Here is a 13,208-nt window from a genome sequence, read left to right as displayed (position 1 = left end):
GTGCCCCTTGTCGAAAATATTATCTTCTTTTTTAACACGCCCTGCGGAATGTGGGTTTTAACTGGTTCTGGAGAGCATATTACTGGAAAAAAAACAATTATCACACTTGGAAACTTAGGTGACGCAATTGCTTATGAATATTATTCCTAGACTAGCCTGTGTGTAATGAGTTCTACGATTGTTTGCACCCAGGCTTTTTTACTTTTTACTTTCCTAGAGCCAATCCCCAAGCATCACTTTCCAGGATTACTTCGGTTAAGGTTTTTTGATAAAAATTCGATATAACAAAGACGCGATAAATCGCCGTCAAGACGAAAGACTGATTATTGTAGAGACGGCGATTCATCGCGTCTTTTGCTTGCGTTAACCTAACATTTGTCTCTTAACAAGAGCATGGCCAGATTGCACATCAAACCAGTGAATATCTTCAGGGGGCAATGTTAGTGTAATATCCTCGTCACTCCAATTTTGGTCTGTTGGCAACAAAGCACGTACCGTAATCGCTCCGGTTTGTGAACCCTCAACCCTGACACTGACCAAATAGTGCATACCCAAGTTTTCCACTAAAAACACTCGCCCTTTGATAGTCTGGGTATCACCTGGTTGAGCAATGCGGACATTCTCTGGGCGGATTCCCAAAATAATCTGCGGTGGTACTGTTGGTATATCTGGGAGATGAACCTGAAAGTTACCCAGCAGCGCATATTGTCCCTTACAAGGTAAAGTCAGCAAATTCATTTGCGGACTACCAACAAATCCAGCCACAAATAGATTCGCTGGATGGTTATAGATGCGGTCAGGTGGGTCAAGTTGCTGGACATAGCCATCATTGAGCAATGCAACTTTCGTGGAGAGCGTCATCGCTTCGGTTTGGTCGTGGGTGACGTAGACAACTGGCACTTTTTGGGCTGCAAAAATTTGCTTAATATCGGCTCGGACTCGTTCCCGCAGTAGTGCATCCAGGTTACTTAAAGGTTCATCCAGCAGGTAGACATCGGCATTACGCACCAAAGCACGACCGACCGCAACCCGCTGGCGTTGACCTCCAGACATTTGGCCAGGCTTGCGGTTCATTAACTCTGCTAATCCTAAAACTTCTGCCACTTCTGCCACTCGCTGTTTAATTTCTATCGGTGGTACTTTTTTCAGCTTGAGTCCAGAAGCGAGGTTTTCGTACACCGTCATGTGGGGATAGAGTGCATAGCTTTGGAATACCATTGCAATGTTGCGATCGGCTGCTCGTTTATAGGTGACATCCACCTCCCCAATCTTAATTTGACCGCGAGTCGGTTCTTCAAGACCCGCAATCATGCGTAGGACGGTAGATTTGCCACAGCCAGAAGGGCCAAGTAAAGTGAGAAACTCATGGTTATCTACAGTTAAGCTAACGTCCTTGACAGGAACAACTTTAGGATTATAGGTTTTGTTTAAGTTTGTGAGTTCGAGTTTAGCCATTTTTCATTTGTCATTTGTCATTTGTCATTGGTCATTTGTCAGAAATTATTATTCTCCCCTCTGCTTCCCCTGCTCCCCCTGCTTTCCCTTATCCTTTTACAGCACCAGCGGTAAGACCTTGGACAATCCGGCGCTGGAAAAACAAAACTAGTAAAATTAGGGGTAATGTCCCGACGACAGTAGCAGCAGCGATCGGTCCATAGGGAATTTCATATATTGTCGCACCACCCAACTGAGCGGCAGCAACGGGAATTGTCTTCAACTCTTCACGGGTCATAAACGTCAGAGCGAAAATAAACTCGTTCCAAGCAAAAATAAAGGTGAGGATTCCAGTAGTCACCAATGCGGGAAGGGTCATGGGTAGCACGATTTGCCAGAGTAGTTGAAAGGTGTTGTAGCCATCGACCCTAGCGGAATCTTCCAAGTCTTTTGGTAATTGTTGAAAAAAGCTTTTAAGTACTAAAATTGTCAGCGGCAAATTGATCGCAGTATAGGGTATAATCAGCGCCAGATAATTGTTACCCAATCTCAGCGCTTGGATAATTTCTAATAGTCCTAAGAACAAGAGAATTCCAGGAAATAAGGTGACAATTAGAATGCTGGCGAGGATAGCTCGTTCACCCCAAGGGCGTAATCGTGCGAGGGCATATGCCGCAGGTGCGCCGATCGCTAAAGCTACAGCTGTGGAAGTAATCGAGACAAAGGCACTGTTGAAGATGTAGCGCCAAAATGGACGACGAGTAAATAACTCAATGTAGTGATTGAAAGTGAATCGTGTGGGGAAATAGACAGTAGGAACGGCGGCAATATCCTCATTCACTTTAAACGAGGTCAGCAATTGCCATAGAGCTGGTGCTAGGCTAAATAGCACTATTAATACAACTATGATGAACAGCAAGATTTTTTTCAGAGAAAACTTGGTTCCCACTGTTCGTTTTGGAGTTGTTGGAACTGCTTGTGGAGTTACACTCATGGCTTAAATGGCTCCTGATGTTTTGGCACGATATTTGTTAAGTAAGAAACTAGCGATCGCTACCGCCGCAATCAATATTAAAAATGTCACTACTACCAGGGCTGCTCCATAACCAAAATCTAAGTAGCGCATCACCGTAGAGTAAATGTACAATGACACCACTTCCGTAGCGCCACCAGGGCCACCCCCAGTCATCACTGCAATCAAGTCAAAAATTCCGAAAGCTTGAGCAAACCGAAATAGCACTGCAATTAATATCTGTGGCAGCAGCAGTGGCAGGGTAATATTGCGGAAGCTTTGCCAAGCAGTTGCCCCATCGACCGAATAAGCTTCATAGAGGTCTTGTGATATCGACTGCAACCCAGCTAGCAGCAGGATACTGATAAACGGCGTAGTTTTCCAAACATCAGCAAAAACCACTGCTATCATCGCCAGTGTTGGATCTCCTAACCAGTTAATCCCAGTCTGAATCAGCCCCAATCGCCGCAGAATATCGTTCACAACCCCAAACTGGTCGTTAAAAATCCAAGACCACGCCAGACCAATCAAGGCAGTAGGCAAAGCCCAAGGTATAATCGCGGTTGTACGCACTATGCCCCGCCCAAAAAACGCCTGATTGAGAACTAAGGCAATCCCCAGTCCTAGCAGTAGTTCTGAGATTACTGATGCTGTTGTGAAAACAGTCGTCGCCCACAAACTCTGCCAGAAACGACCATCCCCCACCATCCGCACATAATTCTCCAAACCAGAAAATACAGGTTGTAGCTCTGTTCCCAGATTTTTAGTAAATACGCTTAACCAAAATGCTCGTAAAATCGGGTAGGCAAATACAAACAACAGCAGCAGCAATGCGGGTGTTAGTAAGATCCAGGCTGTCTGTTGTTCTCGATTTCTAAGTGTATGTAAATTTGTCATTTGTCATTGGGGATTTTGAACCGCGTTAATGAGCCTTTGAACTCCGTTAATGAGCCTTTGAACTCCGTTAATGAGCCTTTGAACTCCGTTAATGAGTCTTTGAACTCCGTTAATGAGTCTTTGAACTCCGTTAATGAGTATCCGAGGTGGATGAACAAGTCTTTAAGCCAATGCTTTAACTTCTAACTCCCCCTGCCCCCTGCCCCCAACAGTCGCCGCGTTTCCGCAGCAGCAGCTTGCATTGCTCGTTCGGAATTCATTCGACCCGATAACGCAGCGCTGAGATAACGCTGTAAAATATCTGATGTCTGAGCATATTGGGCGATCGGTGGACGTAAAACTGCATTGTCCACGACCTCCAATAACTGCGGATAGTGGGGGTATTTAGCAACAATCTCTGGGGCTGTAAACAGTTCCCGACGACTTGGTACATAACCTGCACTGAAAATGAATCGGCGCTGAGCTTCCCGACTGGTAAAATATTTAATTGCTTTCCAAGCTTCTTCAGGATGTTGAGAAGATTTCGCAATCCCTAAACCCCAGCCCCCCAGACAAGCCGCTCCTGTCTTACCAGGAGCATGAACCATTGGTTTAATCGCTATTTTGCCCCGGATTGGCGAATTTTCTGCTTGGGCTAAAGGCCACGCATAGGGCCAACTGCGTAAAAACGCTACTTGACCACTTTGAAACAAACGGCGGGTGTCTTCTTCTTGATAGGTTGTGACTCCAGGAGGAGAAACGCCTTCCCTGATAGTACTACGCAGAAACTCAATGGCTTGTAATGTTTCTGGTCGATCTAGTCCAACTTCGAGGGTGTCGGGTTTAACCCAGAAGCCATCAAAGCCATCAAGGATTTCTGCAAACATCGCCACAAGTCCTTCATATTGGCGACCCTGCCAAACATAGCCCCACTTCACCTGGTTTTTCTTCTGCAAGACTTGGGAAATTCGGATCAAATCATCAAAGGTTTCTGGCGGTTTCAATCCTGCTTGTTTAATTAAATCTTCCCGGTAGTAGAGCATTCCCACATCGGAACGCACTGGAATGCGGTACAGCTGGTTTTGATAACGTCCCCCTTCTACATCCTGGGGTGAAAATTCTGCCAACTCCTGTTTAGAAATGCGATTGCCTAAAGGTAGCAACCATCCAGCAGCAGCAAACTTGGATGTCCAGATGACATCCATATTGATCAGGTCATAAGGGGATTCACCCAAGATAAAAGATGAGGTGTACAGGTCTTCGAGCAAATTTGTGGCATTCGGCCCTTCAACTAGGTTAATGCGAATACCTGGGTTCTCAGCCTCGAAGTCTCTAATTAAACCCTGCCTCCAGGGTTCGGCATCAGGGGCAGTCATTAATAGATTGAGGGTAACTGGTTGCTGCGAGAGCGCTACCCAACTGAACAATATGATGCTCAAGAGGGTTGCCAAGAAAACCCCTATATGTAGATAACTTTGTTTTTGAATGAATTTTTGCAAATTGTTTATTGGCTTTCGGTACAACATTATCAATGTAGCGATCGCTAGTGGTAATTATTAGGAAATAAAAACATAAAATATCGGAAAAAAGATTATTTTGTATTATTTTTTTATCAAAACATTTGAACAATGTTTAGTTATACAGTTAAATACTGCTGCTATAGATGTAAATTAATTTTTTTTGAATCGATATAAGTGTAGATTGTTTGTAGATGTTCTTGGCTAATTTTTATTATGTCTGCGTTCGTAATTTTGATAGTCTATAGTGATTTTTGCACAGATATTAAGATATTAACAGGCGATCGCAATATCTTAAATTTGAGCAAAGCCACGGCGAATAGCTTAACTGATGAATTGAAATGGACATAAATTACAATATGAATAGGTAGAAAATTTTAGCAAAACTTTAGAATTCTTGTCACCAAAAAACTCCTAACAAACTACATCACTAATAACACGAGATCGCTGCCCTAAAAATTCAGACTTGTAGGAAGATTGGGATCTGGTTTCTTTTTTGCAACCGGGGTATCCACTTACTGAATACACAAATGATAAGCAAAAAAGCCACTCCCGCGCAAGAAAGATGAGCAGCGGTGGCTCTCAGAAGCTTGTGTGTATGGAGTTTTACACCCAGGCTTTCTTTCCTAGAGAAACCATTAAGTTTGACGCTTTGTCTTTTGACAGCGATCGCAACTTCACGTAAAGTGCCCCACTAGAGGAGTGCTGAGTACTGAGCAAAGAAGAAAAGAATTTCTTAATTACTTCTTCAAAATCTTTATTCTTACACTCAGGACTCATGACTCAGAACTCGGAACTTTTTTTATGGTAGATTTGTTGCTGATTGCAATCCTGGGGTTCCTGGGGAGTTTTGGACATTGCTTTGGGATGTGTGGCCCTCTAACAGTGGCATTTTCTCTGTCTCATCAGCCGAAAATTGCACAAACAATCTCCTTGGGACGGATATCAACCTTAGAAAAGCCCGATACTTGGCAACAGCAATTAAAATTTCATATCCTGCTAAACCTGGGGCGGATGTTGAGCTATGCTCTAGTCGGTGCTGGCATTGGGGCGCTAGGTTCGGTATTACTGCAAGGTGGACAGCTAGCGGGTGTTGGCAGCGACTTCCGGCGCTGGATGGCAATTCTGACTGGTGTGATGTTGATTTGGTTTGGCTTAGGACAAGTAAAACCCGATTTACTACCGCGTATTCCCGTGTTACATCCCCTATTGCAAGGTGGTTTACACGCTCGCCTCAGCAGCGGAATGGTTAAGCTTTCCTTAAAAACCAAATGGTGGACGCCAATGCTTTTGGGGATGACTTGGGGTTTGATGCCCTGTGGTTTCCTGTATGCTGCCCAAATTAAAGCCGCTGAAACTGGCAATTTATGGATGAGTACAGCTACTATGCTGGCTTTTGGCTTGGGAACCTTGCCCACGATGTTAGGTGTAGGGGTTTCCACATCATTGGTAAGTAAAGACAGGCGCAGTCAGTTGTTTCGATTAGGTGGTTGGGTAACACTCACCATTGGCGTCATCACCTTGCTGCGGACTGGCGACACAATGGTAGATTACACCGGACACGCCGCCTTAATCTGCTTAATTTTGGCGTTAATTGCGCGTCCGATTAGTGGGTTGTGGGCTTCACCACTGCGTTATCGTCGCGGCTTGGGAGTGGGAGCTTTTGTGCTTTCTGTGGTTCACACCTTCCACATGATAGAACACTCATTGCAATGGAATTTTGCCGCCTTTTCTTTTCTGCCACCAGAATTTCAGTGGGGGATGGCTGCGGGTGCTGTAGCATTGGTATTAATGTCCCCCGCCGCTTTTACAAGTTGGGAATCGTTGCAAAAATCTTTGGGCAAGCGTTGGCGACAGATTCATCTATTGGGTGTGCCAGCCTTGCTCTTGAGTGCCATTCATACTGTGTTGATTGGTTCCCATTACCTGGGTTCCTTGCAATCAACTTGGGGAAATAAATTAGCGGCAGTACTGATGGTAATTGTTACTCTCAGTGTCTTGCTAGTGCGTTCGCGCTTTTTTTGGTCAAAGTTAGCCGTAGAAAAGTTTTATGTTCCCCCAACCAAATCGCGGTAAATCATCCTTATTTTCTGGCTCCATTTTAACGAGTCAAAAACAGAGGCGTTACCCTCAAAAAGGTATTTTCTGGAAAAATCAAGGAACAATAAAGTATTTATTATTCCTGAGTTGCTTAGTTATCTCAATAACTAATCTTTACCCTGCTTTTGCTCATAAGGTGGAAGTAGCCTCAGATGTTGGCGGCACTCTCCACATTGAACCAAATGATAATCCCCGTGCTGGAGAACCAAGCCAAGCCTGGTTTGCACTGACCCGCAGAGGTGGAAAAGTGATTCCCCTGTCACAGTGTAATTGTCAGTTGGCTGTTTATGCCGAACCTTATGCAGCCGGAGAGCCACCACTGTTAGAACCACAGTTACAACCTGTGGCAGCCGAACGTTATAAAGGCATTCCAGGTGCAGAAGTTGTCTTTCCCAAACCAGGGCTTTATCAGTTGCAACTAAATGGAAAACCTGTCTCTGGGGCAAGATTCAAACCCTTTGAATTCAAGTTTGAAGTGACTGTGGCAGGAGGCGGGTCTACACAAAGTACACGAAACCTGCGAGATGTCAATGGTGATTTAGTAGAGGGTCAATCTCAACAATTACCAACTTGGGCGATCGCACTGCCAATTCTCGGATTTATCGGCATCTTAGTTGTCGTCATGCAAAGTATGAGGAGGGGTGGGGAGTAGGGAGGAAGCAGAGGGGCAGGGGAGCAGGGGAAGCAACAGTGGAATTCAACTATGCCCAATGCCCAATGCCCCATACCCCATGCCCCATGCCCCATACCCTTACTTGTGTCGCTTCTGATGCCACTGCCACGCGTGAGCGACAATATCTTGGATAGATGGATACTGAGGCTGCCAGCCTAAGACTGTTCTGGCTTTATCGCTGGTGCCAATGAGAATTGGGGGATCGCCAGGACGGCGATCGTGTTCTTCTACTGGTATCGAAATCCCTGTCACTTGTTCGACTGCTGCAATGACTTCTCTAACAGAGAAACCGCTGGCATTGCTCAAATTAAAAACTTCGCTATCGCCACCTTTTAATAAATATTCCAATCCCAAAATATGGGCATCTGCTAAATCGTTAACGTGAATATAATCGCGAATACACGTACCATCGGGTGTGGGGTAATCAGTGCCGAAAATTGAGATGGATTTTCGTTTGCCTAAAGCTGTCATTAGCACCAAAGGAATTAAATGGGTTTCTGGGTTGTGATCCTCGCCCAGTAAGCCATCGGGATTAGCACCAGCAGCATTGAAATAGCGAAAACGCACTGATTGCAAACCGTAAGCGACATCAAAATCAGAGAGAATCCTTTCTACCATCAGCTTTGTAGCGCCATAGGGATTAATCGGATTTTGGGGATGGGTTTCTGGAATGGGCACGAATTGCGGTACCCCGTAGGTGGCGCAGGTAGAAGAAAAGACAAATTTCTTTACAGATGCTGTCAGCATCGCTTCTAACAGGGTCAAAGTACCAAGGACGTTGTTGCGGTAATATTTGGCCGGATCAGTCACCGATTCTCCTACGTAGGCATAAGCAGAAAAATGCATCACCGCGGAAATATCGTGGGTTTTAAATACATGATCGAGCAAAGCGCGATCGCCTGTGTCCCCAATTATCAGTTCTACCTGTAAAACCTTTTCTACTAGATCGCGATGTCCATAGACCAGATTATCAAGTATGACAACGTTATAACCCGCTTTCTTCAAAGCAAGCACTGTATGGGAACCAATATATCCAGCTCCTCCCGTTACGAGAATAGTAGGCTTTCCAGGCGACATAGTTTTTCCTTTTGAGTCGATTACTTAATTAATTTAGTTTATTGGTACCAGATTACTCTTCTGGAAAATTATAAATAATAGACGCAGTGTCAAAAAATTGCACTAAAATCACTACGACGGTAGTCTTTGGGTGTGAGGTTTGAGAAATTTTAAGTCAAACAGTACGATTACAATTTGACAATAAAATAAATCCATTTCCCGAAACCTCTAGGTTGAGCCTTACGGGTGACGCTTCTAACGTCGCTATCAGTAAGAATTCGCCAGTTGTTTTATGCAGGGAAACCATGCATGGCAGTCTTTTTTGGGGGCAGCCCCGATCGAAACGGACTGCCTCTCCTAACGGAGACGCTACGCGAACACCACCACACTGGCTCACTGCACCAGCAAATTTGAGAGTTAGTCTATGTTTCTATTGTTAAGCCGGGTACTGCTGTGGCTGCTGATTGGCACTATCGTATATTCTCTGTTCCAGCGATTTTATCCTTCTGGAACTTTTGTCGGGCGATTAATCTTAGTCGTTATCTTGGTAATCGTAGCCCTATCATTTCTTAACCCCAATGAACCTGCTGTGGCGTCGTTGTGGAGGATGCTATCTTTTCCACTCAAGCCTCTAGGAGCCTCTGTTTTACTGATGATTCTTGCCGCTCAGAAAATCAAAGGAGGTGGAATAGAGAAACCAGGAGGATACTTGATCGGTTGGGCACTGACGATTTTGCTGTTGGCAAGTACACCAGCAGTCGCCTATTTCCTTTATAGAGCACCTCTAGCAATGACGGGTGAAACATCTGTCGCTAGTGCTACACCAACATCCGGGACACTGGTGGCATTAGGGCAACCCACCACAGCGAACATTTCAGATGTAACGGCCGATCGCATTCTTTCTTATAATTTGAGAGTGCCTCCGTACCTGTTACAAGGAAATCCTCAAGATATTCGCACACGCGGTTTACGACTTGAAGACTTTGTACCAGATGCACAAACGTTGCAATTGACAACAAGAACTTGGGAAAGTTATCTCCTTGAAGTTTACAGGTTCTTGCGTGTTCAGCGGTAATCAGGCAAGAGAACAATACTTGGTTCGTAGTGAGCGCTTGAGCGATCAATCCCAGGGCTAAAGTCCTGACTACGAACTTATTTCTTCATTAAAGTTTCTGTGATGGACTACTAGTACCGAACGGCAATAACTATCCAGTTAAAAGAGGTAACAAAAGCTGAATTTATAACCAGCGATATTTCCTCTGCATAGCTGCCTTCCTGGACTAGCAGTTAATCTAGATGATAAAGTTGCACAATTGCTTTAATGGCAAAATCTCGACGAATCGCTAAACTCAGTGCTTATCTACGACCCCATTGGCGGGAAGCCTCCTTGGGCATTCTCGCTTTGTTGTCTGTCAATGCACTGGGTGTTTATATCCCTTGGTTGATTCGTGCTGGTGTTGACAAACTCTCAACAACCTTCATATGGAACCAAATACTACATTACGTAGTAGTCATTGTCTTGCTCAGTTCGGCGATGTGGCTAATGCGTATGGCATCACGCATTTGGCTATTTGGGGTGGGACGGCAGGTGGAATTTGACCTGAAACAACGGATTTTTGAACACTTACTCAAGCTGGAGCCTGCTTATTTTGCCAGTAATACTGCTGGCGATTTGATTAGTCGGGCTACTAGTGATGTAGACAATATCAAGCGGTTATTGGGTTTTGCGGTCTTGAGTTTGGCAAATACGGTGTTTGCTTACGCCCTGACACTGCCAGTAATGCTGGCGATTAGTGTGGATCTCACCCTAGCCGCCCTAGCAGTGTACCCTTTTATGCTCTTGTTGGTGAGTCTGTTTAGCGATCGCTTACGCAAACAACAAGCAAAAGTCCAAGAGCAACTCTCTGACATCAGCGAACTCATCCAGGAAGATATTAGTGGCATTGCCTTAATTAAAATCTATGCTCAAGAAGCAAACGAGCGTCGAGCTTTTGCCAAGAAAAATCAGCAGCTATTAACTGCTAACCTAGAATTGGCAAAAATCCGCAATACACTGTTTCCGCTAATTGGTGGGCTAGCTAATATCAGTTCACTGGTAATCATCTGGCTAGGGTCGGCACGAATGTCTGCTGGGACACTTCAGGTTGGCGATTTTTTAGCATTGTTAATTTATGTAGAGCGCCTGGTTTTTCCCACTGCTCTTTTAGGATTCACAATTACTGCCTACCAACGCGGTGAAGTTAGTATCGATAGGCTTGAATCTATTCTTTCTGTCACACCAAAAATTAAAGATGCAGCTGATGCCATACATCTGCCAATGGCTGAACTCAAAGGCGAAGTGACAGCTAAAAATCTTACCTACAGTTACCCGGGTTCCACTACTCCAGCTTTAGCAAATGTTAACTTTACCATTGCTCCTGGAGAAACTGTAGCGATTGTTGGGGCAATTGGTTCGGGGAAATCTACTTTGGCCAATGCTTTACCGCGCTTGTTGGATATTGAATCAGGACAATTGTTTTTAGATGGGCTAGATATTACTAAGATCGCTTTGACAGATTTACGAGGTGCGATCGCCTACGTTCCTCAAGATAGCTTTCTATTTAGCACTACAATCAAAAATAATATTCGCTACGGCGATCCAGTTAGCGAACAACACCAGGTAGAATCTGTCGCTAAACTTGCCCAAATTGAATCAGAAATTCACAATTTTCCCCAGCAATATGAAACTATTGTTGGCGAACGCGGTATTAATCTTTCTGGCGGTCAACGGCAACGTACTGCTTTGGCTCGAGCAATGTTAGTCAATGCTCCAGTGTTAATTTTGGATGACGCTCTCTCTAGTGTAGATAATCAAACAGCCACGCAAATCCTCAAAAATCTCTCCAGTGGTACTGAACGTAAGACAGTAATTTTTATTACGCACCAATTATCAGCGGCGGCGGCGGCTGACCGAATTTTTGTAATGGAAAAGGGAAAAATTGTTCAGACCGGCAATCACTTAGAACTTTTACAACAACAGGGTTTATACAGAACTTTGTGGAGCCAACATCAAGTTGAGGAATTACTGCGGTGAAGGAGGCAGAAGGCAGGAGGCAGGGGGCAGAAGGAAAGAATTATGATTGAGTTAGGGACTGGGGATTGGGAAGATTTGAATGGGGATTCAGACCCCAACCAATCCTTAAAAAAATTTCTTCCCCAGTACCCAGTAACCACTCCCAGAGCGCCCATTACTCACCTTCAAGCTTGGCTGAAATTGGGGAATTCTGGGTGTGCGACCCGTTGAAGAAAAATTCAGAAATTCCGACTTTACTAAAGGATTGTGAAGAGGTCTAGCTAAATAATCATATTTATCATAGCTTTATAGTTATAGAACTATTGAATCGATTGCCTCATTACTCATGGTTAACACCCTACCTAAGCCAGAAGTTAAAACCCCCAGCAAAGAAACTGTACTCACCCCGCGGTTTTATACTACAGATTTTGAAACCGCAGCCAAGCTGGATTTGTCTGCCCAGGAAACTGAGTTGCAGGCAATGTTAACAGAAATGCGGACAGACTACAACCGCCACCATTTTGTTCGCGATGAAGCGTTTGAGCAGTCTTGGGAACACATTACTGGTGAAGCAAGGCAGGCGTTTATAGAGTATTTGGAACGCTCTTGCATTTCTGAGTTTTCCGGCTTCTTGCTATTCAAGGAATTATCCCGCAAGCTAAAAAATCGCAGTCCAGTGCTAGCGGAAATATTTCAAATGATGGCGCGTGATGAAGCCCGCCATGCTGGATTTCTCAACAAAGCAATGGCCGATTTTAAACTCTCCCTTGATTTAGGCACTGTTACTAAAACCCGCACTTATACCTTTTTCCCGATTGAATGGGTACTTTATACCGTTTACCTCTCAGAAAAAATCGGCTACTGGCGTTACATTATTATTTTCAGGCATTTAGAAAAGCACCCAGAAAACCAGTTTTATCCCATATTCCGCTACTTTGAGAGTTGGTGTCAGGACGAAAACCGCCACGGGGATATATTTAAAGCATTATTGCGTTCTCAACCGCAACTCTGGAACACCTGGAAATCTAGGCTGTGGAGTCGCTTTTTCTTGCTATCAGTATTTGCTACTCACACCCTGACAGTTCATGAACGTTCCGGGTTCTACAAATCATTGGGACTTGATGCCACAGAATTTGATATTCAAGTTGTCCGCAACACCAATGAAACCGCAGGACGGGCTTTTCCGGTGATGTTGAATACCGAACATCCTAAGTTTTTCCCACGTCTGCAACGCTGTGCAGGTTACAACTTGAAAATTGCAGAGATTGAAGGCAGTTATAATCCGAAATTGGTGAAGCTAATTCGCAAACTACCTTTGATTGCAGCAATTGTTTGGAATCTGCTGTTACTTTATCTCATCAAACCAATTGATACTGAAGCTCTGCGGGGAACGGTTCGTTAGCTATTTATTAGACATCTGTCGGTGAACTTAATTAACCTGAGTTCGGGATAAGAAAAAGGACAGGTAGTAAGCTGAAAATAGCGTTA

The 13,208-nt window shown here is 44.4% G+C and carries 14 protein-coding genes; 7 read left to right on the top strand and 7 right to left on the bottom strand.

What is annotated here, in order from left to right; all coding sequences use genetic code 11:
- Window positions 1-205 precede the first annotated feature (205 nt).
- The 5 genes from HWQ43_RS17990 to HWQ43_RS17970 form a co-directional block, all read right to left on the bottom strand.
- On the bottom strand, window positions 206-346 hold the full coding sequence (locus HWQ43_RS17990) for a hypothetical protein (RefSeq protein WP_292736535.1): 141 nt from the start codon (window positions 344-346) through the stop codon (window positions 206-208).
- A 17-nt stretch (window positions 347-363) separates the two neighbouring features.
- Window positions 364-1,455 carry an ABC transporter ATP-binding protein gene (locus HWQ43_RS17985; protein WP_292736533.1) on the bottom strand — a complete coding sequence of 364 codons (1,092 nt, stop codon included), beginning with the start codon at window positions 1,453-1,455 and terminating at the stop codon, window positions 364-366.
- An 88-nt stretch (window positions 1,456-1,543) separates the two neighbouring features.
- Window positions 1,544-2,428, bottom strand: a complete 885-nt coding sequence (locus HWQ43_RS17980; RefSeq protein ID WP_292736531.1) for a carbohydrate ABC transporter permease — start codon at window positions 2,426-2,428, stop codon at window positions 1,544-1,546.
- 3 nt (window positions 2,429-2,431) lie between these two features.
- Window positions 2,432-3,343 (bottom strand): carbohydrate ABC transporter permease, encoded by a 912-nt coding sequence (locus HWQ43_RS17975; protein WP_292736529.1) that lies wholly within the window; start codon window positions 3,341-3,343, stop codon window positions 2,432-2,434.
- Between the two features lie 182 nt (window positions 3,344-3,525).
- Entirely contained in the window at window positions 3,526-4,848 is a 1,323-nt protein-coding gene (locus HWQ43_RS17970; protein WP_292736527.1) for an ABC transporter substrate-binding protein, read from the bottom strand.
- Between the two features lie 207 nt (window positions 4,849-5,055).
- On the opposite strand from HWQ43_RS17970, the gene HWQ43_RS17965 reads away from it, so the two are divergent.
- A complete protein-coding gene (locus HWQ43_RS17965) occupies window positions 5,056-5,190 on the top strand; it encodes a hypothetical protein (RefSeq protein ID WP_292736525.1) in 135 nt (44 codons plus the stop codon).
- Between the two features lie 255 nt (window positions 5,191-5,445).
- Here the strand turns inward: HWQ43_RS17965 and HWQ43_RS17960 are convergent, their stop codons facing one another.
- Window positions 5,446-5,619 carry a hypothetical protein gene (locus tag HWQ43_RS17960; RefSeq protein ID WP_292736523.1) on the bottom strand — a complete coding sequence of 58 codons (174 nt, stop codon included), beginning with the start codon at window positions 5,617-5,619 and terminating at the stop codon, window positions 5,446-5,448.
- A gap of 24 nt (window positions 5,620-5,643) precedes the next feature.
- Between HWQ43_RS17960 and HWQ43_RS17955 the strand changes: the two genes are divergently transcribed.
- Both HWQ43_RS17955 and HWQ43_RS17950 read left to right on the top strand, forming a co-directional pair.
- Window positions 5,644-6,915: a sulfite exporter TauE/SafE family protein gene (locus HWQ43_RS17955; RefSeq protein WP_292736521.1), complete on the top strand. Its 1,272-nt coding sequence runs from the start codon at window positions 5,644-5,646 to the stop codon at window positions 6,913-6,915.
- Window positions 6,890-7,591 carry a hypothetical protein gene (locus tag HWQ43_RS17950; RefSeq protein ID WP_292736519.1) on the top strand — a complete coding sequence of 234 codons (702 nt, stop codon included), beginning with the start codon at window positions 6,890-6,892 and terminating at the stop codon, window positions 7,589-7,591. Before HWQ43_RS17955 ends, HWQ43_RS17950 begins: the two co-directional genes overlap by 26 nt.
- Before the next feature lie 99 nt (window positions 7,592-7,690).
- Here HWQ43_RS17950 and galE read toward each other — a convergent pair whose 3' ends face one another.
- Window positions 7,691-8,689, bottom strand: a complete 999-nt coding sequence (galE, locus tag HWQ43_RS17945; protein WP_292736517.1) for a UDP-glucose 4-epimerase GalE — start codon at window positions 8,687-8,689, stop codon at window positions 7,691-7,693.
- 403 nt (window positions 8,690-9,092) lie between these two features.
- Here galE and HWQ43_RS17940 point away from each other — a divergent pair, with 403 nt between their 5' ends.
- From HWQ43_RS17940 to acsF, 4 genes are all read left to right on the top strand, one after another.
- Window positions 9,093-9,743 carry a hypothetical protein gene (locus HWQ43_RS17940; protein WP_292736515.1) on the top strand — a complete coding sequence of 217 codons (651 nt, stop codon included), beginning with the start codon at window positions 9,093-9,095 and terminating at the stop codon, window positions 9,741-9,743.
- A gap of 246 nt (window positions 9,744-9,989) precedes the next feature.
- Complete coding sequence (locus HWQ43_RS17935; protein ID WP_292736513.1) at window positions 9,990-11,741, top strand: ABC transporter ATP-binding protein; 1,752 nt, start codon at window positions 9,990-9,992, stop codon at window positions 11,739-11,741.
- A gap of 42 nt (window positions 11,742-11,783) precedes the next feature.
- A complete protein-coding gene (locus HWQ43_RS17930; protein ID WP_292736511.1) occupies window positions 11,784-11,951 on the top strand; it encodes a hypothetical protein in 168 nt (55 codons plus the stop codon).
- 115 nt (window positions 11,952-12,066) lie between these two features.
- Window positions 12,067-13,122 carry a magnesium-protoporphyrin IX monomethyl ester (oxidative) cyclase gene (gene acsF, locus HWQ43_RS17925; protein WP_292736509.1) on the top strand — a complete coding sequence of 352 codons (1,056 nt, stop codon included), beginning with the start codon at window positions 12,067-12,069 and terminating at the stop codon, window positions 13,120-13,122.
- Window positions 13,123-13,208: the final 86 nt, after the last annotated feature.

Source organism: Nostoc sp. JL31, from assembly GCF_017114965.1.
GTDB lineage: Bacteria > Cyanobacteriota > Cyanobacteriia > Cyanobacteriales > Nostocaceae > Nostoc > Nostoc punctiforme_A.
This window is presented reverse-complemented; position numbering and strand designations above follow the sequence as displayed.

Coding starts and splice junctions, on each gene's coding strand:
- HWQ43_RS17930 (WP_292736511.1), top strand. CDS start 11,784: ATGATTGAGTTAGGGACTGGGGATTGGGAAGATTTGAATGGGGATTCA.
- galE (WP_292736517.1), bottom strand. CDS start 8,689: ATGTCGCCTGGAAAGCCTACTATTCTCGTAACGGGAGGAGCTGGATAT.
- HWQ43_RS17990 (WP_292736535.1), bottom strand. CDS start 346: ATGAATCGCCGTCTCTACAATAATCAGTCTTTCGTCTTGACGGCGATT.
- HWQ43_RS17980 (WP_292736531.1), bottom strand. CDS start 2,428: ATGAGTGTAACTCCACAAGCAGTTCCAACAACTCCAAAACGAACAGTG.
- HWQ43_RS17975 (WP_292736529.1), bottom strand. CDS start 3,343: ATGACAAATTTACATACACTTAGAAATCGAGAACAACAGACAGCCTGG.
- HWQ43_RS17985 (WP_292736533.1), bottom strand. CDS start 1,455: ATGGCTAAACTCGAACTCACAAACTTAAACAAAACCTATAATCCTAAA.
- HWQ43_RS17960 (WP_292736523.1), bottom strand. CDS start 5,619: ATGAGTCCTGAGTGTAAGAATAAAGATTTTGAAGAAGTAATTAAGAAA.
- HWQ43_RS17935 (WP_292736513.1), top strand. CDS start 9,990: ATGGCAAAATCTCGACGAATCGCTAAACTCAGTGCTTATCTACGACCC.
- HWQ43_RS17950 (WP_292736519.1), top strand. CDS start 6,890: ATGTTCCCCCAACCAAATCGCGGTAAATCATCCTTATTTTCTGGCTCC.
- HWQ43_RS17965 (WP_292736525.1), top strand. CDS start 5,056: ATGTCTGCGTTCGTAATTTTGATAGTCTATAGTGATTTTTGCACAGAT.
- HWQ43_RS17955 (WP_292736521.1), top strand. CDS start 5,644: ATGGTAGATTTGTTGCTGATTGCAATCCTGGGGTTCCTGGGGAGTTTT.
- HWQ43_RS17940 (WP_292736515.1), top strand. CDS start 9,093: ATGTTTCTATTGTTAAGCCGGGTACTGCTGTGGCTGCTGATTGGCACT.
- HWQ43_RS17970 (WP_292736527.1), bottom strand. CDS start 4,848: ATGTTGTACCGAAAGCCAATAAACAATTTGCAAAAATTCATTCAAAAA.
- acsF (WP_292736509.1), top strand. CDS start 12,067: ATGGTTAACACCCTACCTAAGCCAGAAGTTAAAACCCCCAGCAAAGAA.